This is a genomic window from Bacillus nakamurai, assembly GCF_001584325.1.
GTDB classification, from domain to species: Bacteria; Bacillota; Bacilli; order Bacillales; family Bacillaceae; genus Bacillus; species Bacillus nakamurai.
The window spans coordinates 162,990-182,129 of the sequence record NZ_LSAZ01000007.1 but is presented as its reverse complement, the minus strand read 5'-3'; the positions used below and the strand labels follow the sequence as shown (position 1 = coordinate 182,129).

Here is a 19,140-nt window from a genome sequence, read left to right as displayed (position 1 = left end):
CTATGGGGTCAGTCCCTTTAGAAGGCGGGTTTTTTTGTAATTTAATATTAATCTGTTCCAGTTTCCTAACTGCTACGGCATTTACGGCCCGAAAACAAAAGCAAAATTAGAGTCTTTACTGAAGTAATAAAAAGCCCTCTTTTGAGGGCTCTTTATATTTGGTAGATACTTCAGTTGTATAAAGAAATATAAAAATGCAAATGTTAAATTGAAAGGAGATGATTACTGTGAAAAAAATAATTGTAATGATGATCTTATGTTTTTCCTTAAGCTCTATCACAGTGGCTGCTGCTAAACAGGAGCACCACCAGAACTCAAAAGTTTCCCAGGAACTATTTGGCGTTTTTATGCATGAGCTTTTTTGTAAAGATATATTAGACAGTGCCCGTGAATTCTATAAGGATGACACACTCTCTGTTACCATCAAAGGGGGCTTTGAATTATCCGAAGACAAAGAAGGCAGGTATATAATGAAGTTCATAATCATCCCTCATTCAAAGCTTCCGGATAAAAAGGGTAAGACTCCAGGGACCGATACATTGACTTTCAGAGTAAACCCGTTCCTTTTGGGTTCTGATTCTAGAGATAGAAATTCAGCAGTTACATTCCTTCATCTAAAGCATAACAACTCCACAAGGCAAAATTGATAACACAGGGCACATGACAAAATGCCCTGTTTGACATTTCTCACCTGTCCTCATTTATCGGATACAATCTCTAAAAATTTCTGTATTCTTAATACAAAAGTTGTATTTATTAGAAGGTATTTCCTTTGAAGTATAGAACCTTTTATGTAAGAGGTTGGTAAGGAGGTGAAATACAATGGGAGATATCTTGATATTTACTTGGCCACAATTGGTACCTTTGTTGATTATTTATTCAGGTGTGATGTTTTTCCGATATAGAAAACGAGAAACCTCTTTCATTCAACAAATTGTGTACCTTTCTTTTTTTATTTATTGCGTGCTTGTCATAAGCGAAACATTCCTCCCTATTCCAATAAGCAAACGTTATATTCAGATGATTATAGAGTCAAATACTGCACAACAAAATAAATTTATTCCTTTCTCAGATATCTATAGGCTCGTTATGGCTAATCCGAATCATCTTGTAGATGTCATACTTAAGCAAATTGGAGGTAACATACTTTTATTATTTCCTTTGGGATTTTATGCACCAATTATATGGAAGCGGTTTAACAAAACTAAATCTGTAATATTTTTAGGTTTTGCTGTTTCAAGTGGGATTGAATTAACTCAATTATTTATTTCCTCAATTTTAGGAGTTACTTATCGTAGCTTTGTTTTTGACGACATCACCCTAAACACATTGGGCGTATTATTGGGTTATTACTTTTTTAAATTAATCAGACCATTCTTAATTAGTATTATTAAAAGCATCGACACACCTAGCAATGAGAATTTGAAACTATTAAATTTATGGAGGGATTTATAATGAAACTCAAAAAAGCCTTTTTATCAATGGTTCTTCTAGGTACACTTACAGTGCCAACTGTGGCGTTTGCTGCAAAAGACACTTATACTTTTTATTATGATTTTAAATACAAACTGAATTCAGAGATATTTAGTTTTTCAAGTGGAACTCATTCAAGGACTATGAAAATTACACCTTCAGTCCCAGGTAAATTTAGCATTGATTTATATAGGGCTAATACGCTTGGAGTAGGAGTTTTACAGGATACCAAAAGTTTCTCAGGAAGTAAGGAAGTAACAAAAAAATACTCTGTAAAGACTGCTAATGGAAAATTCCAGTTAAGACTTAGGAAAGCTGATGATGGAAAATATGTTGTTGGTTATGGCCTATTTATAGATAGATAAGTGATATGCATATGTAAGTAAGTTCTCACTTACGTATTCCATTGATGCGAAGCCGCAAACAAATTGCGGTTTTTTTTCGTTTACACATAATATGCAAGTAGTGGTAAAATTTATAAAAACATAGGGAGGGATTTTGTGGAGCAAACCTTGCCATCCTCGCAAGTGGGCGTGAAAATTAACGAATGGTATAAAATGATTCGTCAATTCAGCGTTCCGGACGCGGAGATTTTGAAAGCAGAAGTGGAACAAGAAATAAACCAAATGGAAGAAGATGAATATTTACTGATTTACTACACCCTCATGAAATTCCGTCATCAACTCATGTTGGATTATTTAGAACCGGTGACCACCCGTGTGAGGCCGACAATTGACGAGCTGCTGGAAAAAATCGAGACATCAAATAAAGGCATTTCCGGCCTGCTGGGCTATTATTCTTTATTTTTCCGCGGTATGTATGAATTTGATAGAAAGCAATATGTGAAAGCGATTGGCTTTTATAGAGAGGCGGAAAAAGAGCTCATTCATGTACATGATGAAATCGAGAAAGCGGAGTTTCATTTTAAGCTGGCTGAAGCATATTATGGTATGAAACAAAGCCATGTATCCATGCATCACGTTAAGCAAGCGCTAGATATTTATGATCAGTATGAATTATATAAGGTCCGGAAAATTCAATGTCTATTCGTCATATCGGGAAATTATTGTGATTTTAAACGGTATGAAAAAAGTCAGCCGCATCTTGAAAAGGCTCTTGAATTATCAAAAGAGTTAGATAATAAGAGATTGATTAGTTCTGCTCTTTATAATTTGGGTACAAATTACGCCGATAGGGGTGAACACTCACATGCTGAGAACTTCTTGAAACAAGCTGTCGAAATTACAGAAAAAGCAAAGCTAAGTAATTTACCTCATTCCTTGTTTTCTTATGCGAAGGTACTTTTTAAACAGGGGAAAATGGCTGAAGGAATCCAAGCGAGTAAGAAAGGATTATCGGCTGCGGTGTACCAAGGGGATAAACTTTTCGAGTCATTACAAGGCTACCTCAAGGCTCTTTATGTAGACGCTGTGAATCAGCAAGGGATAAACGATACGATCGAATACTTGGAGAAAAATAAGAATTATTCATATGTCGAAGACATCGCCTGTGAAACTGCTTCGATTTATGCAGATTCAAAGGAATTTGAAACGTCTTATTTTTATCATAAAAAAATGGTTGATACGCAAACACAAATTCAAAGGGGAGAGTGCCTGTATGAATTTTAAAAAAAGCATCTTCATTATTTTGGGTCTGTCGTTATCTTTTGTATGCGGATTGGGTGTGAACACAGTGGAAAAACAAACACATGATACTATGCAAACTGCTTCGGATCGTTTTCAGACTTGAACAACTTACGCCTTTTCTTCGGAAAAGGTTTTTTATTTTCTTCATTACAATGTGTCAAAACATCCACTTGTTTTTATTCTTATCCCATTTCAGCATACGTTGCCTCATGAGACTCTTTACTGCTTCACGTATAGCACGTTCATCCTTCCCGGTTTTTCTCTTCAATTCGTCCAAAGAGGGATTTTTCCCAAAAAGGGACATGTTGAAAATAATCCGATACACCTTTCGCTCAAAATCATTCAATTGAATTGCCTCCTTGAGCATATAATACCAGAACAAACATTCCCTCTTCAACTTGAAACAGAACAAAAGTTCGTATAAAATGATAGTAAAGAAGGAGGGGGCAGCATGAAAGCATTGTTGAATCGTTCGTTAAAAGAAAAATCGGCACTGGACATGATTTATATAAAAGCTGATGGAACAGTCTCGAAAAGAGTCATCATAGTGCATCAGGTAAAACAGAATTACATTCGGACATTTTGTTTTACGAGTAGACAGACAAAAACATTCAGGATTGACAATATTCTTGCGGTAGCCCCGTCCAATTATAAAAAAGCAAGCATGCGTGATATTACGAAAAGACAAGCTGAAACACTGCAAGCAATTACAAATTTCATTCACGAGTACGGAGTGGCACCAACGTATAGAGAATTGATGGAAGACCTCGGTTTGAGCTCTACAAGTACAGTGAAAGGTCTGCTGGACAAATTAAAGGAGAAGAATTACATAACGTGGCAGAATGGTTGTCCGCGTACGCTGAAATTAGAAAAGAGAGCTTTCCGAATATAAGGGGGGCTCTTTTTTAAATCAAAAAACGTTTCTCGGTACCCCCTTTGTTAATCATTTGGACAATCCATAATCACATACGTATTAGCAAGGGGGGAGCAGCTTTGAAAGTGAAAATCATCGAGGGACCACTTGCTGACAAATGTATTAATGATTGCTATCATTATTTAATAAAACTGCATAGGAAGGAGATACAATGTGATAGCGATTTACGTAAGGGTATCAACGGAAGAACAGGCGATAAAAGGCTCAAGCATCGACAGTCAAATAGAAGCCTGTATAAAGAAAGCTGGGACGCCTGACGTATTAAAATACGCAGATGAAGGCTATTCAGGCGAGTTAATGGAACGCCCATCACTCAATCGGCTACGAGAAGATGCAAGAAAGGGTTTGATTACCCAGGTAATCTGTTATGATCCAGACCGACTTTCTCGAAAATTAATGAACCAGCTTATTCTTGATGATGAATTAAGAAAGCAGAATATACCTTTAATTTTTGTGAATGGAGAATATGCGGATTCCCCAGAAGGCCAGCTGTTTTTTTCTATGAGAGGAGCCATTTCAGAATTTGAAAAGGCTAAAATAAAGGAAAGAACATCGGCCGGACGTCTCCAAAAGATAAAAAAAGGCATGATTATTAAAGACTCTGGACTATTAGGATATAAATTTATAAAAGATAAGAGAACGCTTGAAATTAATGAAGAAGAAGCGAAAAAAGTGAGAATGATTTTTAATTATTTCACAGATCATACTAGCCCGTTTTTCTCGCGAATTAATGGTATAGCTCTTCATCTAACAGAGTTAGGAATTAAGACAAAAAAAGGGGGAACAGTTTGGCATCGAAATGTAGTTCGCCAAATACTTATGAACCCTGCATACAAAGGTGAGCATGAGCAGTATAAATACGATACCGTTGGCGGCTATGTTTCAAAGCAAGCTGGAGGAAAAGGCATTACAAAACTAAGACCGGCAGAAGAGCGGGTTGTCATAGAAATACCAATAATAATTCCCGCGGAACAATGGGATTATGCTCAAGAATTATTAGGGCAAAGTAAAAGAAAACATTTAAGTTACAGTTCTCACCAATATTTACTTTCTGGTTTGGTTAGGTGTGGCGTTTGTGGCAATACAATGACAGGAAGAAAAAGAAAGTCACACGGGAAGGACTTTTATATTTACGATTGCCGGAAGAATTATGCAGGTGTTAAGAATCGCGGTTGCGGGAAGCAAATGTCTGAAAATAAGCTGAATAAGCACGTTTGGGATGAAATTTATAAGTTTATAATGAACCCTGAAAAATTTTCATCTTACAAAGAGATAGAGCAAACCAATCATCTTGGTAACGAGCTGGAGACTATAAAAAAAGAAATAGAGAAAACAAAAAAAGGCCGTCAACGTCTTTTGACATTAATCAGCCTAAGTGAAGACGATGAAATTGACCTTGAAGAGGTTAAAAGTCAGATCGTCGAGTTGCAGAAAAAACAAAATCATCTTACAGAACAGTTTAACGAAATTGATTCAAAAATGAAAGAGGCGGAACACTCTAACTCAAGTGAAAATGCTTTAAAAAGGGCAATTAAGTATTTTAATAATATTGGTGCCGGCAACTTAACTTTTGAGGATAAGAAGACGATTATTAGTTTTATCGTTAAAGAAATTATAGTGGTCGATTCTGAAACAGTATATATAAACACATTTTAAAAGGGGACGTGCGCTTTTATGCACTCCCCTTTTGTTATTGGAATCTCATTTTCTATACATCTTGCGGCATATGTGGCAAGCTTCGTGCCTTTTCCGGCTGAATAGCTTTCAATTCCTTTAATCAGCCCGATTGTTCCGATGGAGATCAGATCTTCCGCGTCTTCCCCCGTGTTTTCGAATTTTTTCACAATATGGGCGACTAAACGAAGATTATGCTCGATCAGCATGTTGCGGGCGTGCTCATCTCCTTGAGCCATCAGCTCTAAGTATTTTTTTTCCTCACTGTTCGAGAGCGGTTGTGGAAAGGCATTATTTTTCACGTATGATACTAAAAACACGAGTTCTTTCACAATAAACCCGAGCGCTGCAAAAACACCTGTCACCATCCTCACCTCCACAAAGTTATGTAGGCAAAAGCCTATATGTAACTGTATGTGGCGGTAAGGCTGTCTGTGTCTGTACAGGGAAATTAATCAAAGGAACCATCCCTGCAGACTTTTTTCTTCTGCCTGCTTGATTTTTACGGTTTGACACGATATATTGTTAAAAAATAGAAAGTAAGGAACTCAAGTGAATAAAAGCCAAAAAGCGTTGAAGAGAAGAGTAGACAAATATCTTTCATGACAGAGAGCTCCGGGAGCTGGAAAGGAGTATGAACGGATTTGTTGAAGCAAGCCTCTTAGCTTCGCATCGGAATCACGTGTTGAGGATGGTGCGGCAGATACTCCTGTTATCGAGTAAGCTTCTTTATCCGGAAAGGTTATGGTGCCGGCATCATAACGAATTGAGGTGGCATAGCGGGCTCTACCCCGTCCTCAAGACTTATTGTCTTGGGGGCGGGGTTTTTTATTTATAAAGGAGGGGTTTTAGATGAAGGGCATTAAATCTTGGGGTTACCCGGTTCTTTTATTAGGCGGGATCGGTGTATCAAACATCGGGGAATGGATTTATTTTTTGTCTCTTAATCTGATTGTCTTAAAAGAAACGGGATCTGCATTTGCGGTGTCTGTCCTCTATTTAATAAGGCCCGCGGCTGTCTTAATGACAAATGTATGGGCCGGAAGCATCATCGACCGGTTTAATAAACGGAATATCATGTTTACGCTTGATTTTTTCAGGGCTATGTTAATCACGATCCTGCCGCTGATGCTGAGTGCCTGGTCTGTATACTCTGTTTATTGTATTGTGTTTTTCATTAATATGGCCAATGCCATGTTCCGTCCGTCTTCCATGGCGTATGTGACGCTGCTTATTCCCCCTGAAAGAAGAAAACGATTCAATTCACTCAGGGCTTTGCTGGAATCAGGAGCTTTTCTTCTCGGACCGGCTGCAGCCGGGCTGCTTTTTATCGCCGGGACGCCGATTTTTGCGATTTGGGTGAATGCGGCAGCTTTAAGTCTGTCCGGTATCATCACGATGATGCTGCCGAACCTTGAAAAGGATCTGCATTTACAGTCTTCCCGTCAGAAGCTTTCTTTGGCAGTATATAAAGAAGACTGGCAGCTTGTGTACCGTTCAGCCGGACGGCAAGAAATGTCATGTTTATCTATTTTTTATTCAGTCTGGTTATGACAGTGATGATGTCAGCTCTTGATTCACTTGAAGCGGCGTTTGCGAAAGATGTTCTTCAACTCACAGATGCAGATTACGGATTTCTTAACAGTGTTGCGGGAGCTGGCATTATTGCAGGGGCGCTCGTGAATGTGCTCTTCGTCAAAAAATTGCCGACTTTTTTATTAATGGGAAGCGGCGCCTTGCTCGTATCTGTGGGGTATATGATTTATGCCTTTTCCGAATTCTTTTGGACGGCTGCTCTCGGCTTCTTTCTGCTTGCTTTTTTTCTTTCCTTTGCGAATACAGGGTTTTTGACGTTTTACCAGAAGCATATTCCGGTTGACATCATGGGGAGGGTCGGGAGCCTTTATTCATTATTTGAAGCTGTCTTCATCATACTGATAACGGGATTATTCGGTGTTTTGGCGATCGGGGCCTCTATTCAGCATATCGTCATGACAGGCGCCGCCGTTATGCTGGTTATGGCTGTCGTTCTTTGCTCATTCTTATTCATTTCCGCAAAAAGGAGGACTTCTGGTGTATTTTCAGCGGATCAATCTAAACAAACATGAAGAGACAGCGGTTTCGTTTCGGAAGGATTCCTTTATAGCAAGCTTTGGAACGGCCGACGGCTTTAACAGGGAAGAATATCTCAGCTGGCTGTCCGGACAGATCCAGCGTTTTCCTGACGGTTTTGTGATGGCGTATCATATGCAGCAGCCGATCGGACAGCTCGAGCTGTCGATCAAAACATATCAGCATAAAGAAATCGGTTATGTACATCTTTACTATATCATCCCGCAAGAAAGAGGCAGGGGGTATGGCTCAAAGATGGACGCCTATGCTCAGGATTTCTTTCGAACGTACGGTGTTACGGAATATCACCTCAGAGTTTCGCCAAGCAACAAAGGAGCCCTCACATTTTACAGAAAGCAAAATATGCAGGCGCTCGGTTTGGAGTCAGACGGGAAGGTGATCAGAATGAGAGGCGAAGTACAGCAGAAATAATGTATATGAAAGGGCGGTTTGGCCTTTCATATACCATCCTCATTTTTTCGATGCTTTTAAAAAGTGAGGAAACTTTTTATAAATGATCACCATTAATACAAGCATGTACATCCCGTAAATTCCGAAGGACAGCAGTTTATTGCTTGTGAAAGAAGCACCTGCGACGGTCACGATAATGATGTTGGGAATTTTGCCGATCAGCGACGCAGAAAAAAAGACCGCCCATCTGATTTCACTTAATCCGCAGACGGTATTCATGGCCAGCGACGGGATGACCGGAATGAGCCGGCCTAAAAGAACTGCCGTAAACGCGTGCTGGTGAAAAGAATCTTCATAATGGGAAACGGCCGGGTAAGCCCTCAGCTTCTTTCTGGCCCAGTCCCTGAATCCGTACCGTACGAGAAAAAACAATGCCATCGTACCGAACATCGCTCCTGACAGCGTAATCCACACCCCATTTACAATCCCGAAAACCGCCCCGTTTAAAGCAGCGATAATCGCAAACGGAACAATCGGAAAAAATACGTCAGCGGCGACCAAAAGCATGCTCAGCAATATGGCGTACATTCCGCCTGCCTTAATCAAATCGAGCCAAACATCTTTTTGCATAAAGCCGATGATGATCACAGCAATAATGACTGTAAGGCTGAGTCCCTTTTTTATCATATATACGTTCACCTCTTTGATTAGTATACAGCACAAATCTTTCTCCTTCTATTAAAAAAGGCTGTCCATCAAGCATGTTCCGCATTCTTTAATAGGAGAGGGATAAAAATGTATCCATTATAAAAGATCTGGTACCGATCAAATGAGAATCAGCCGGGATATACGATGGATGCGGCCTGCATTGGCGCAGATGCCAAAATGCTGATGAAAAACCAGAACATACCGCCTGCTTATGTTGTTCCTCCATAACAAATGGCCAGGCAAGAATTGTTCTCACCCGTTGCTGCTGGGAACAACTTGAAACAGGACTTTCCGGCTCGGACAATTCTTCCAAGGTTGCGCTGGAGGCCTGCCCGCTGCCTTCAGAAATCATAAAACTGACCAAAGAGCGCAAAGGTCACTCAAGTGCAGACCGCCCTTGCTTTACCCTGATAAAAGCACGAAACCTCATGGAATTGACGGCATTTACGGACCGAAAACAAAAGCCAAGCTTGAAGCGGCGCTGTCATCATCAGTGTCATCTGCTTTTGCAGCTGAAGAAGGCGATGTACATATTTTATGCGCCGAATGATTTTTAAAAAAGGGGACACGTTAACAGTAGTGTTTACTGGAGGTGTAAACGTTGAGATGCTTTCATTTGATCATTTTCATATGCGTGCTCACAGGTGTAACTGCTGTTTCTGCCGATGCAAAGTCATTAAAAAGAAGTGACATGGAGAAAACAGGAAACGTGTACTGGGACATAAGGACTGAAGAAAAGAAGCTATCCTTAACATTTGATGACGGCCCGCATCCGGTTTATACGGAGGCTGTTTTAGACGTGCTGAAAAAACATAACGTCAAAGCAACCTTTTTTTGTATCGGGAGCCATATTGACAGATACCCCGTGACTGCAAAGCGTATTGTGGCGGAAGGCCATGAAATCGGAAACCATACGATGAATCATGTTTATTTTCATCGTTTAAAACGCAAGGACATTTTAAAGGAGCTTCACAGCACCGCACAGCAGATCAGAGCGCTTCAGCCGGAAGGGGACAAGTTATTTCGTCCGCCGGGAGGTTCGCTGAATCATACCGCATTTAAAAGCATCTTAAAAGAAGGCTATCACATCGTCATGTGGTCGTGGAACCAAGATCCGATGGATTGGTCAAGGCCGGGCAAGGGGAAAATTGTCAGGCATATTGTTTCAAATGCGCGGGATGGCGATATTATCCTTCTGCATGACGGCGGAGGAAACCGGCGCCAAACAGTTGAAGCCCTTAAAGAAATTATTCCGCAGCTGAAAAAGCAAGGGTATACGTTTGTAAAGGTCTCAGACTTAATCGGCCCGTACTTTGATCCGTTTGAAATTCATTAAAAGAGCGCCGCGTTGAAAGCCGGGAAAGAGATGTGTACCATAGAAGGTAAGGTTTGGGGGGAGAGAAAATGAAATATGCTGTTCTTTTTATTGCGATGATTTGTCTATTGTCGGGGTGCGCCGGAGACAGAGAGAAGAATGTTGTAGCGTTCGGCGACAGCAATACGCGCGGCTCCAACTGGGATTATCGTGATTATCCAAAGGCGCAGCAATGGGTAAATATATTAAATACAGCAGAACGCGGGCATCTGTCAATTGTCAATGCCGGCATAGGAGGCCAGACGACAGAGGATGCACGCTTGCGTTTTCAAAGCGACGTGCTTGACCGAAAGCCTGAATATTTATTTATCATGTTCGGAACAAATGATGCGGGAATACTGACAAAAAATAAACCGAGAGTATCAAAAGAACGGTTTAAAGAAAATCTGACTTATTTTATAAATGAAAGCAGAAAGCACGGCATTAAGCCGGTTTTAATGACGTGTATTCCTATTATAGAAGGAAACGGAACGCATCATCTCTTCTACTATTCAAGATATAAAGCTTCAGCCTTTAAAACAAAAGGCGGCGCTAGAAAATGGCACAACTCTTATAACGGCATTACGAGACAGGTTGCCAAAAACTTAAAGGTGCCCTTGGTAGATAATTGGAAGCACTTTATACGCGCAGACGGCGGCAAAGATACAGACGAAGCACTGACCCAATCGGGGCTGATAGACCCTTCGGGAAATCATATGACGCCAAAAGGCGCGAGAATTGTGTATGAAGGCATAAAAAATGGGCGGGTTTTGGAGCGCTGACTCCGGCAGCTGCCTAAACCGTTTTATTTCTGCTTCATAGGCTGTATTAAAACCTTATTTGGAGGCGATTGCTATGAACTGCGTTTTTCCTCCGCCGTACCCTGTATGTCCGCCTCCGCGGGTGAATACGGGTTACGGATACGCATTTTTTGTTGTGCTGCTCGTCGTTCTTCTCGTATTGGGCGGCCGATATTGGTTCGCCATATAACAGCCGTCCTCTTAAACACCTCTATTTTAGGGGTGTTTTTTGTTGAAAGTGGTAGTAATGCGTATAACCGAAGTGATATAATATCAGTCATCTGAGTAAAAAAAGGAAAGCGCCCGGGTCGTTTTTTCTGTTTAAGAAGAAACGGAAATGATATGTCCGAGCGATCTTCTTTTGATTTCATTTTCAATTAACTCGATAAATTCACGGCTCAAATTCATTTCATTGGCTTTGAAATAAGATTCTATTAGTAACTCATCAGAAAGCTTTCTCATGCCGGATACCCAATAATGGGAGTGGCACCTCCTTATCAGTTGGAATAAATCATCATGCGTGAGCATATGATGGCAGGTTGCGTTCCATTCATGTTGAGGTTATCTTTAATCTACCATGAATTACAAATAAGAACAATCGTTCTGTTATCCACACTCATAAGTGGATAACTTGTTAGTATCTTGTTTATAATTTGTATAAATCCGGATGGAATAAGAGTGGATAATGTGTGTAATTTTATCCACAACTGGTGAAGGAACCCAATTTTTGTCGAAATTTTTTTGCTCAGGCCGACTTTGATTTCAAGTTCGACCGGTTTCGACATATTTATGATAGAAAGAAAAGGGAAGGGTGCGGGTTTTGTTAAAAAAGTTTTTTTTACCTGACGAATTTGTAAAAAATATTTTTCATATCACACCGGAAAAGCTCAAGGAACGCAATGTAAAAGGAATTATTACAGACCTTGACAATACACTCGTGGAGTGGGACAGGCCGAGTGCGACTCCGCGTTTAATAGAGTGGTTTGAAGAAATGAAGGAGCACGGCATTAAAGTGACGATCGTCTCCAATAATAATGAACGAAGAGTGAAATTATTTTCGGAGCCGCTGGGCATTCCGTTTATCTATAAAGCGAGAAAGCCGATGGGACGCGCCTTTAAGAGAGCCGTCCGCAGCATGGAGCTGAAAAAAGAAGACTGTGTCGTGATCGGCGATCAGCTGCTTACAGATGTGCTTGGCGGAAACAGACACGGCTACCATACCATTTTGGTCGTGCCGGTTGCTTCCTCTGACGGAGTCGTGACACGCTTTAACCGCCAAATTGAACGGAGAATATTGAGTTCTTTAAAACGCAAAGGGCACATTCAGTGGGAGGATTAGGAATGGAAAAGGTTGTTTGCATCGGCTGCGGAGTAACGATCCAAACCGAGGATAAAAACGGTCTTGGCTATGCGCCTCAGGCATCGCTTGCAAAAGAGAATGTGATCTGCCAGCGCTGCTTCAGACTGAAAAATTACAATGAAATTCAAGATGTTTCATTAACGGATGATGATTTTTTAAATATTTTGCACAGCATCGGCGAGACCGACTCGCTTATTGTAAAAGTCGTTGATATCTTTGATTTTAATGGAAGCTGGATCAACGGACTGAATCGTTTTGTCGGCGGTAATCCGATTCTTTTGGTCGGAAATAAAGCCGATATCCTGCCGAAATCTCTTAAACGGGAACGGCTCGTTCAATGGATGAAACGCGAAGCGAAGGAATACGGTTTAAAGCCGCTTGATGTATTTTTGGTCAGCGCTTCCCGCGGACAAGGGATAAAAGAAGTGATCGACGCCATTGAATATTACCGCGAAGGCCGGGACGTTTATGTGGTGGGATGCACAAATGTCGGAAAATCAACGTTTATCAACCGGATTATTAAAGAAGTGTCAGGGGAAGAGAATATTATCACCACTTCTCAATTCCCGGGCACAACGCTCGATGCGATTGAAATTCCGCTTGATGACGGTTCAGCGCTTTATGATACGCCGGGAATCATCAACCATCACCAAATGGCGCATTACGTGGACAAGCGTGACTTAAAGGTGCTTACGCCTAAAAAAGAATTAAAGCCGCGCACATTCCAGCTGAATGATAAACAGACGCTTTACTTTGGCGGCCTCGCCAGATTTGATTATGTATCAGGCGACAGATCGGCGTTTGTCTGCTATATGCCGAATGAATTAATGATTCACAGAACAAAACTTGAAAATGCTGATGCTTTATACGAAAAGCATGCCGGGGAATTGCTTACACCGCCCGGAAAAGATGATCTGGACGAATTTCCGGAGCTTACAGCCCATACGTTTACGATCAAGGAAGGGAAGACGGATATCGTTTTTTCCGGTTTGGGCTGGGTGACGGTTCAGGATGCAGATAAAAAAATAACAGCATACGCTCCGAAAGGCGTTCACGTATTTGTCCGCCGTTCATTAATATAGAGAGAAGGGGAGAGGGAGCATGAAACAATTGTACGGAGTGATCGGAAATCCGATCGGGCATTCGATGTCCCCGGATATTCATAACGCGGCTTTAAAAGATAAGAACATTAACGGGCAGTATTTTGCGTTTCAGGTGGAACCTCATGATCTCAAGGACGCCGTTAACGGCATCAGGGCGCTCGGCATCAGCGGCATTAATGTGACAGTTCCGCATAAGGTGGCCATTATGGAGCATCTGGATGAAATCCATGAAAGCGCAAAAGTACTCGGAGCGGTCAACACTGTCAAAAGAGAAGGAGACAGGCTTATCGGGTATAATACTGACGGGGAAGGGTTTTTTAAGTCCTTAGTAAAGGTATTGGACAAACCCATATCAGAGCTTTCCATCTTAATGATAGGAGCGGGAGGAGCGGCGAGAGCCATCTTCACGACGATCGTCCGCGCTGAGCCGAAACAATTTGACGTCTGCAACCGTACGCCGGAAAAAGCAAGCAAACTGATCGAGGCCGCTCCCTCTTTTCAAAATAAACATGCCCTTACATTACAGGAAGCTGAAAAGCAGCTTGAACAATATGATGTCATCATTCATACCACATCTGTCGGCATGTATCCGAAAACAGACGACGCGCCGCTCTCGCTGGAACGCGCCAAAAACAGCGCGATCGTTTGTGATATCGTCTACAATCCGATTCAAACCGCTTTATTAAAAGAAGCCGAGAAAAAGGGCTTAACTGTCTTGGACGGAGTCGGCATGTTTGTTGAACAGGCGGCGCTGTCTTTTCAGCTATGGACGGGACAAGAGCCTGACAGCGGGTTAATGAGAGCAATTGTTGAAGGAAAACTAGGAGGAACACAATGTTAACAGGAAAACAAAAACGTTTATTGCGCTCAAAAGCGCACCATCTAACGCCAATTTTTCAAGTAGGAAAAGGCGGAGTCAACGAAAACATGGTCAAACAAATTGCCGAAGCGCTTGAAGCAAGAGAACTGATTAAAGTCAGCGTGCTTCAAAATTGCGAAGAGGATAAAAACGATGTCGCCGAAGCACTCGTTAAAGGCAGCCGTTCACATTTAGTGCAGACGATCGGCAGCACGATCGTACTGTATAAAGAATCAAAGGAAAATAAACAAATCGAGCTTCCGTAAGGTGGTTGACATGAAGAAAATCGGAATTTTCGGGGGCACGTTCGATCCCCCTCATAATGGTCATCTCCTGATGGCGAACGAAGTGCTGTATCAGGCGGAGCTCGATGAGATTTGGTTTATGCCGAACCAAATTCCCCCGCATAAGCAGAAAGAAGACTTCACAGACAGCTTTCACCGGGTGGAGATGCTGAAGCGTGCGATCGGTTCTAATCCGAATTTTAAGCTTGAGCTGGCCGAAATGGAGAGGGAAGGCCCTTCATACACCTTTGATACGATCCGCTTACTGAAAGAGCGCCAGCCGGACGATAAGCTCTTCTTTATTATCGGGGCGGATATGATTGAATTCCTGCCTAAATGGTATAAACTAGATGAACTGCTCACACTTATTCAATTTATCGGGGTGAGGCGTCCGGGCTTTCATATCGAGACTCCGTATCCGCTGCTTTTTGCCGACGTTCCGGAATTTGACGTTTCGTCCACGATGCTGAGAGAACGTCTGAAAGCCAAAAAGCCGACACAATACTTAATGCCTGATAAAGTGAAGCAGTATATAGAGGAGAATGGTTTATATGAATCGTGAGGAAGCACTTGCCTGCGTCAAAGAGCAGCTGACCGAGCATCGGTACATCCACACAATCGGCGTGACAGATACGGCGGTTATCCTTGCCGGCCGCTTCGGAGCAGATCCTGAAAAAGCCGAAATGGCAGCTATTTTTCACGATTATGCGAAATTCCGCCCGAAAGAGGAAATGAAGCAGATTATCGTGAGAGAAAAAATGCCGGCTGATCTGTTAGAGTATAATTCCGAGCTCTGGCATGCACCTGTAGGCGCCTATTTGGCTGAAAAAGAAGCCGGTATTACCGATCCAGACATTTTAGATGCAATCCGCTATCATACGTCAGGGCGTCCCGGCATGACCCTTTTAGACAAAGTCCTTTACGTTGCCGATTATATTGAACCCGGCCGCAAATTTCCCGGGGTTGATGACGTGCGCGAACTGGCGGAAACGGATTTAAATCAAGCGCTGATACAAGCGATGAAAAATACAATACTATTTCTGATGAAAAAAAACCAGCCAGTATTTCCGGAGACGTTTGCAGCTTACAACTGGCTGGTGTCTCAAAATTGACAGGAGGAATATGGGAATGAATCAAGCTTCCGTATTAAAAATCGCAGCAAAGGCCTGCGATGATAAACGTGCAGAGGATATTTTAGCACTGGACATGGAAGGAATTTCTCTCGTTGCGGATTACTTTTTAATCTGCCACGGGAATTCTGATAAGCAGGTTCAGGCAATTGCGCGTGAAATTAAAGATCAAGCAGAAGAAAACGGCATCAATGTGAAAAAGATGGAAGGGTTTGACGAAGCCCGCTGGATCTTAGTCGATCTCGGCGATGTCATCGTCCATGTATTCCATAAAGACGAAAGAAGCTATTACAATCTGGAAAAGCTGTGGGGCGACGCGCCGCTTGCAGAACTTGAACTTGGATTCAATTCATGATTTACCAAGGCTTCGCCAGCGTCTATGACGAGTTAATGTCCCATGCGCCTTACGATGACTGGGCAAGCTGGATCGAAGCCGCTCTTCCTGGAAAGGGACGGGTGCTTGATCTTGCCTGCGGAACGGGAGAAATTTCAATCAGGCTTGCCGAAAAAGGCTATGAAGTCACAGGGATTGATTTGAGCGAAGACATGCTGAGCTGTGCACAGCAGAAAAAAACGGGAAAACAGCCGATTCTTTTTCTCCAGCAGGATATGAGGGAGCTTTCCGGCTTTCAGGAGCAGTTTGACGCTGTAGTCATCTGCTGTGATTCCTTAAATTACTTAAAAACGAAAAATGATGTCAAAAGCACTTTTAAAAGCGTTTTTCAAGTATTGAAGGAAGGCGGCTTGCTTCTGTTTGACGTCCATTCCCCGTTTAAAATGACGGAGCTTTTTCCGAACAGCACCCATGCTGATCAGGATGAGCAAATCAGCTACATTTGGCAAAGCTTTGCCGGCGATGAAGAGCTTTCTGTCATCCATGATATGTCCTTTTTTGTATGGAACGGACAAGCGTATGAGCGCTATGATGAGACGCATGAGCAAAAAACCTTTTATATAGAAGAATATGAACAAATGCTTGCGGACACCGGATTTGAACTGAAGAGGATCACGGCTGATTTTACAGAGAACCCTCCTTCAGTTGAGTCTGAGCGTCTATTCTTTACGGCAGGCAAATCAAAAACCATCGTTTAAACAGAACGATGGTTTTTAAAATTCTTTTTTCACGATTGGCGGTATGAGCGGAGTCTATGGCATACTGATTTACACGTGAAATTGCTTTTCCACTAAAGAAATATCCTCTTCATATTTTGCGTGTGTATTTTGAAAAACACGGTTGAACATATCCTGCACGCCGCTTTCGAGCGCTTTCAGCCCTTCTCCGGTGACGCCGCCTTTTACGCAGACCTTTTCCTGTAAAGCCGGAAGGGTGTAAAGCTCCGTCTCCAGCAGTTTCCCGAGCCCGACAAGCATTTCCTTCGACATGATCACAGCTTCCTGTTTTGAAATCGATGTTTCTTCGACCGCCGCGTCAATAAAACGCTGGATAAGGTAACTCATAAAAGCAGGCCCGCAGCTGACGATATCAGAGGCCGCTCTCGTAATGCCGCTCTCGATTTCCAAAGGCTTTGAAATGTGGGACATCAGAGTACGAATCTGCGTTTTTGCCGTGTCGCTGCAGCTCTCGCCGAACGTAACAAGCGATACCCCGGCCAAGGCCCGGTTCGTAATGCTCGGAATGACGCGGGCTGTCTGGCACGGAACTGTGTGTTCAATCTGCTCTGTCTGAATGGGGCTTGTAATGGAGATTAAAATGTGATCTTCTCTTAAATGCGGTGTGAGCTTTTTAAGCAAAGGATAGATATCCAGCGGTTTCACACAGATGAAGATCATTTCGTTTTCTCTTACCAGCCGTTCCTGGTCTTCAGTTACATGAAGGCTGCTGCAGCGTTCCTTTATCTTTAACGCTTTATCGATCGTTCTGTTCGTAATGGTGATTTGTGAGGGATCGGCAGCGTTTGATTCAATAAACGATTCGATCAGGATTGTACCCATATTTCCGGTGCCGATAAAGCCTATCTTCAAAATTCTCCCCTCCTTTTCCCTTAATCCTCTAAACCTTATGCAGGGAGGCAAAACAATATGACAAAAGCGATTGTTTCAGAGTGGATGCGGCGGCATATGAAAATACTGGCCGCCTGTTCCGCGGTATTGCTGATCATTGTCTGTTTTTTAATATTCCGCCCGGAAAAAGAAGAGCCGGTAAAACAGCCGTCCGTTTTCGAAGAGACCGCCTCCGCGTCCGCTCAGCGCAAAAAGGATCCTGAAGCAGAAACGATCATGATCGACATCAAAGGCGCTGTCCGAAAACCCGGCGTATATGAAATGAAGCAGGGAGACAGAGTGACGCAAGCCATTGAAAAAGCGGGCGGTATGAATGAAAAGGCAGATGAAAAAAATATTAATTTAGCAGAGCAGCTGCAGGACGGGACGATCGTTTATATTCCGAGTGAAGGAGAAGAGGAGAACGAGCCGAAAAAAGCAGCGGGCACTAAGGCTGATGCGCCTGTGAACATAAACACAGCGTCTCTCGACGAACTTCAAACCATCTCCGGCGTCGGGCAGAAAAAAGCGGAAGCGATTATCGCGTACCGTGAAGAGAATGGCCGTTTTCAGACTGCTGAAGACATTATGAATGTATCAGGGATCGGAGAAAAGTCATTTGAAAGAATAAAAGCTTCCATTACGGTAAAGTAAATTGACGATCTTGATAAAATCTATGTAAACTTAGGACAGGCAACACGACTTTTGGAGGGAACACTTGTGGAACGAATCTCATGGAATCAATACTTTATGGCTCAAAGCCATTTACTGGCGCTTAGAAGCACATGTCCGAGACTGTCTGTCGGCGCTACGGTTGTCAGAGACAAGCGGATGATTGCGGGCGGATACAACGGCTCAATTGCCGGCGGCGTCCATTGTGCTGATGAAGGATGCCTGCTGATTGATAACCATTGCCAAAGAACGATACATGCAGAGATGAATGCGATATTACAATGCTCTAAGTTCGGCGTACCGACTGAAGGAGCCGAAATATATGTGACGCATTATCCGTGTATTCAGTGCTGTAAATCAATCATTCAAGCAGGAATAAAAACGGTCTATTATGCCGAAGATTACAAAACTCAGCCTTACGCAAGGGAACTATTTGCACAGGCAGGCGTAAAAGTAGAGCAGGTTGAATTGGATGAAATGATCATTGACCTGAAAAACCGTGAAAAATTGTCTTTTGTAGCCGGACTTATTCAGCAATTATCGGATGCAGGACTTAAAGAGGACGAATTGAAAAAAATTCACGAACAGGCAAATGAGCTGTTCACAAGCTACGTATAAG

At 42.4% G+C, this 19,140-nt stretch carries 26 protein-coding genes, 2 pseudogenes and 1 other annotated feature; of the genes and pseudogenes, 23 read left to right on the top strand and 5 right to left on the bottom strand.

Annotated features, from left to right (window positions below):
* Window positions 1-227: 227 nt before the first annotated feature.
* The 4 genes from AXI59_RS05000 to AXI59_RS04985 all read left to right on the top strand — a co-directional run bounded on the left by AXI59_RS05000 (window position 228) and on the right by AXI59_RS04985 (window position 3,101).
* A complete protein-coding gene (locus AXI59_RS05000; RefSeq protein ID WP_061527554.1) occupies window positions 228-647 on the top strand; it encodes a hypothetical protein in 420 nt (139 codons plus the stop codon).
* 175 nt (window positions 648-822) lie between these two features.
* Window positions 823-1,455, top strand: coding sequence for a VanZ family protein (locus tag AXI59_RS04995; protein WP_061527553.1), 633 nt, complete (start codon window positions 823-825; stop codon window positions 1,453-1,455).
* Window positions 1,455-1,838, top strand: a complete 384-nt coding sequence (locus AXI59_RS04990) for a hypothetical protein (RefSeq protein WP_061527552.1) — start codon at window positions 1,455-1,457, stop codon at window positions 1,836-1,838. The genes AXI59_RS04995 and AXI59_RS04990 overlap by 1 nt, the downstream gene beginning before the upstream one ends.
* Before the next feature lie 135 nt (window positions 1,839-1,973).
* A complete protein-coding gene (locus tag AXI59_RS04985) occupies window positions 1,974-3,101 on the top strand; it encodes a Rap family tetratricopeptide repeat protein (RefSeq protein ID WP_156476229.1) in 1,128 nt (375 codons plus the stop codon).
* A gap of 175 nt (window positions 3,102-3,276) precedes the next feature.
* On the opposite strand, the gene AXI59_RS04980 is transcribed toward AXI59_RS04985, so the two are convergent.
* Complete coding sequence (locus AXI59_RS04980; protein ID WP_061527561.1) at window positions 3,277-3,465, bottom strand: hypothetical protein; 189 nt, start codon at window positions 3,463-3,465, stop codon at window positions 3,277-3,279.
* A 105-nt stretch (window positions 3,466-3,570) separates the two neighbouring features.
* On the opposite strand from AXI59_RS04980, the gene AXI59_RS20295 reads away from it, so the two are divergent.
* From AXI59_RS20295 to AXI59_RS04965, 3 genes are all read left to right on the top strand, one after another.
* Window positions 3,571-4,011 carry a LexA family protein gene (locus AXI59_RS20295; RefSeq protein WP_240491486.1) on the top strand — a complete coding sequence of 147 codons (441 nt, stop codon included), beginning with the start codon at window positions 3,571-3,573 and terminating at the stop codon, window positions 4,009-4,011.
* 101 nt (window positions 4,012-4,112) lie between these two features.
* Complete coding sequence (locus AXI59_RS20830) at window positions 4,113-4,310, top strand: hypothetical protein (RefSeq protein WP_082791728.1); 198 nt, start codon at window positions 4,113-4,115, stop codon at window positions 4,308-4,310.
* On the top strand, window positions 4,216-5,709 hold the full coding sequence (locus AXI59_RS04965) for a recombinase family protein (RefSeq protein WP_420806834.1): 1,494 nt from the start codon (window positions 4,216-4,218) through the stop codon (window positions 5,707-5,709). The genes AXI59_RS20830 and AXI59_RS04965 overlap by 95 nt, the downstream gene beginning before the upstream one ends.
* A 41-nt stretch (window positions 5,710-5,750) precedes the next feature.
* On the opposite strand, the pseudogene AXI59_RS04960 reads toward AXI59_RS04965, so the two are convergent.
* Window positions 5,751-6,095, bottom strand: a pseudogene (locus tag AXI59_RS04960) (sigma-70 family RNA polymerase sigma factor); the annotation flags it as partial.
* Window positions 6,096-6,291: 196 nt separating this feature from the next.
* Window positions 6,292-6,529, top strand: a binding site (T-box leader).
* 50 nt (window positions 6,530-6,579) lie between these two features.
* On the opposite strand from AXI59_RS04960, the pseudogene AXI59_RS04955 reads away from it, so the two are divergent.
* A pseudogene (locus AXI59_RS04955) lies at window positions 6,580-7,835 on the top strand (MFS transporter).
* Complete coding sequence (locus AXI59_RS04950) at window positions 7,801-8,271, top strand: GNAT family N-acetyltransferase (protein WP_061527550.1); 471 nt, start codon at window positions 7,801-7,803, stop codon at window positions 8,269-8,271. Before AXI59_RS04955 ends, AXI59_RS04950 begins: the two are co-directional and overlap by 35 nt.
* A gap of 39 nt (window positions 8,272-8,310) precedes the next feature.
* Here AXI59_RS04950 and AXI59_RS04945 read toward each other — a convergent pair whose 3' ends face one another.
* Complete coding sequence (locus AXI59_RS04945) at window positions 8,311-8,937, bottom strand: TVP38/TMEM64 family protein (protein WP_061527549.1); 627 nt, start codon at window positions 8,935-8,937, stop codon at window positions 8,311-8,313.
* A gap of 418 nt (window positions 8,938-9,355) precedes the next feature.
* Between AXI59_RS04945 and AXI59_RS19700 the strand changes: the two genes are divergently transcribed.
* The 4 genes from AXI59_RS19700 to AXI59_RS20605 all read left to right on the top strand — a co-directional run bounded on the left by AXI59_RS19700 (window position 9,356) and on the right by AXI59_RS20605 (window position 11,302).
* Complete coding sequence (locus AXI59_RS19700; RefSeq protein ID WP_156476228.1) at window positions 9,356-9,508, top strand: hypothetical protein; 153 nt, start codon at window positions 9,356-9,358, stop codon at window positions 9,506-9,508.
* 51 nt (window positions 9,509-9,559) lie between these two features.
* A complete protein-coding gene (locus AXI59_RS04935; protein WP_061527548.1) occupies window positions 9,560-10,294 on the top strand; it encodes a polysaccharide deacetylase family protein in 735 nt (244 codons plus the stop codon).
* 95 nt (window positions 10,295-10,389) lie between these two features.
* Entirely contained in the window at window positions 10,390-11,094 is a 705-nt protein-coding gene (locus tag AXI59_RS04930) for an SGNH/GDSL hydrolase family protein (RefSeq protein WP_420806833.1), read from the top strand.
* A 73-nt stretch (window positions 11,095-11,167) separates the two neighbouring features.
* Complete coding sequence (locus AXI59_RS20605) at window positions 11,168-11,302, top strand: hypothetical protein (protein WP_269448748.1); 135 nt, start codon at window positions 11,168-11,170, stop codon at window positions 11,300-11,302.
* 131 nt (window positions 11,303-11,433) lie between these two features.
* On the opposite strand, the gene sda is transcribed toward AXI59_RS20605, so the two are convergent.
* Complete coding sequence (gene sda, locus AXI59_RS04925) at window positions 11,434-11,574, bottom strand: sporulation histidine kinase inhibitor Sda (RefSeq protein WP_003152850.1); 141 nt, start codon at window positions 11,572-11,574, stop codon at window positions 11,434-11,436.
* A gap of 358 nt (window positions 11,575-11,932) precedes the next feature.
* Between sda and AXI59_RS04920 the strand changes: the two genes are divergently transcribed.
* Genes AXI59_RS04920 through AXI59_RS04885 form a run of 8 tightly spaced genes read left to right on the top strand, consistent with a single transcriptional unit; the run spans window position 11,933 to window position 16,940 of the window.
* Complete coding sequence (locus AXI59_RS04920; protein ID WP_061521878.1) at window positions 11,933-12,451, top strand: YqeG family HAD IIIA-type phosphatase; 519 nt, start codon at window positions 11,933-11,935, stop codon at window positions 12,449-12,451.
* A 2-nt stretch (window positions 12,452-12,453) separates the two neighbouring features.
* The gene (gene yqeH, locus AXI59_RS04915) at window positions 12,454-13,554 is read left to right on the top strand and encodes a ribosome biogenesis GTPase YqeH (RefSeq protein WP_061521879.1); all 1,101 of its coding nucleotides are present in this window, start codon (window positions 12,454-12,456) and stop codon (window positions 13,552-13,554) included.
* Between the two features lie 19 nt (window positions 13,555-13,573).
* Window positions 13,574-14,416: a shikimate dehydrogenase gene (gene aroE / locus AXI59_RS04910; RefSeq protein WP_061527546.1), complete on the top strand. Its 843-nt coding sequence runs from the start codon at window positions 13,574-13,576 to the stop codon at window positions 14,414-14,416.
* Complete coding sequence (yhbY, locus tag AXI59_RS04905; RefSeq protein ID WP_061527545.1) at window positions 14,410-14,700, top strand: ribosome assembly RNA-binding protein YhbY; 291 nt, start codon at window positions 14,410-14,412, stop codon at window positions 14,698-14,700. The genes aroE and yhbY overlap by 7 nt, the downstream gene beginning before the upstream one ends.
* Before the next feature lie 10 nt (window positions 14,701-14,710).
* Window positions 14,711-15,280: a nicotinate-nucleotide adenylyltransferase gene (locus AXI59_RS04900; protein ID WP_061521882.1), complete on the top strand. Its 570-nt coding sequence runs from the start codon at window positions 14,711-14,713 to the stop codon at window positions 15,278-15,280.
* Complete coding sequence (gene yqeK / locus AXI59_RS04895) at window positions 15,270-15,830, top strand: bis(5'-nucleosyl)-tetraphosphatase (symmetrical) YqeK (protein WP_061521883.1); 561 nt, start codon at window positions 15,270-15,272, stop codon at window positions 15,828-15,830. Before AXI59_RS04900 ends, yqeK begins: the two co-directional genes overlap by 11 nt.
* Before the next feature lie 16 nt (window positions 15,831-15,846).
* On the top strand, window positions 15,847-16,203 hold the full coding sequence (gene rsfS / locus AXI59_RS04890; RefSeq protein WP_061521884.1) for a ribosome silencing factor: 357 nt from the start codon (window positions 15,847-15,849) through the stop codon (window positions 16,201-16,203).
* Entirely contained in the window at window positions 16,200-16,940 is a 741-nt protein-coding gene (locus AXI59_RS04885; RefSeq protein WP_061527544.1) for a class I SAM-dependent DNA methyltransferase, read from the top strand. Before rsfS ends, AXI59_RS04885 begins: the two co-directional genes overlap by 4 nt.
* 69 nt (window positions 16,941-17,009) lie before the next feature.
* On the opposite strand, the gene comER is transcribed toward AXI59_RS04885, so the two are convergent.
* A complete protein-coding gene (comER, locus tag AXI59_RS04880; RefSeq protein ID WP_061521886.1) occupies window positions 17,010-17,831 on the bottom strand; it encodes a late competence protein ComER in 822 nt (273 codons plus the stop codon).
* Window positions 17,832-17,888: 57 nt separating this feature from the next.
* Between comER and AXI59_RS04875 the strand changes: the two genes are divergently transcribed.
* Together AXI59_RS04875 and AXI59_RS04870 are read left to right on the top strand one after the other, a co-directional pair.
* Window positions 17,889-18,503, top strand: a complete 615-nt coding sequence (locus AXI59_RS04875; protein ID WP_061521887.1) for a helix-hairpin-helix domain-containing protein — start codon at window positions 17,889-17,891, stop codon at window positions 18,501-18,503.
* Between the two features lie 66 nt (window positions 18,504-18,569).
* Entirely contained in the window at window positions 18,570-19,139 is a 570-nt protein-coding gene (locus AXI59_RS04870) for a ComE operon protein 2 (protein ID WP_061521888.1), read from the top strand.
* Window position 19,140: the final 1 nt, after the last annotated feature.

Bases quoted from the DNA above. Each gene is read 5' to 3' on its own strand.
- AXI59_RS04930 (WP_420806833.1), top strand. From the start codon at position 10,390: ATGATTTGTCTATTGTCGGGGTGCGCCGGAGACAGAGAGAAGAATGTT.
- aroE (WP_061527546.1), top strand. From the start codon at position 13,574: ATGAAACAATTGTACGGAGTGATCGGAAATCCGATCGGGCATTCGATG.
- rsfS (WP_061521884.1), top strand. From the start codon at position 15,847: ATGAATCAAGCTTCCGTATTAAAAATCGCAGCAAAGGCCTGCGATGAT.
- yhbY (WP_061527545.1), top strand. From the start codon at position 14,410: ATGTTAACAGGAAAACAAAAACGTTTATTGCGCTCAAAAGCGCACCAT.
- AXI59_RS04990 (WP_061527552.1), top strand. From the start codon at position 1,455: ATGAAACTCAAAAAAGCCTTTTTATCAATGGTTCTTCTAGGTACACTT.
- AXI59_RS04995 (WP_061527553.1), top strand. From the start codon at position 823: ATGGGAGATATCTTGATATTTACTTGGCCACAATTGGTACCTTTGTTG.
- sda (WP_003152850.1), bottom strand. From the start codon at position 11,574: ATGAGAAAGCTTTCTGATGAGTTACTAATAGAATCTTATTTCAAAGCC.
- AXI59_RS04875 (WP_061521887.1), top strand. From the start codon at position 17,889: ATGACAAAAGCGATTGTTTCAGAGTGGATGCGGCGGCATATGAAAATA.
- yqeK (WP_061521883.1), top strand. From the start codon at position 15,270: ATGAATCGTGAGGAAGCACTTGCCTGCGTCAAAGAGCAGCTGACCGAG.
- AXI59_RS04885 (WP_061527544.1), top strand. From the start codon at position 16,200: ATGATTTACCAAGGCTTCGCCAGCGTCTATGACGAGTTAATGTCCCAT.
- AXI59_RS04900 (WP_061521882.1), top strand. From the start codon at position 14,711: ATGAAGAAAATCGGAATTTTCGGGGGCACGTTCGATCCCCCTCATAAT.
- AXI59_RS20295 (WP_240491486.1), top strand. From the start codon at position 3,571: ATGAAAGCATTGTTGAATCGTTCGTTAAAAGAAAAATCGGCACTGGAC.
- yqeH (WP_061521879.1), top strand. From the start codon at position 12,454: ATGGAAAAGGTTGTTTGCATCGGCTGCGGAGTAACGATCCAAACCGAG.
- AXI59_RS20605 (WP_269448748.1), top strand. From the start codon at position 11,168: ATGAACTGCGTTTTTCCTCCGCCGTACCCTGTATGTCCGCCTCCGCGG.
- AXI59_RS04945 (WP_061527549.1), bottom strand. From the start codon at position 8,937: ATGATAAAAAAGGGACTCAGCCTTACAGTCATTATTGCTGTGATCATC.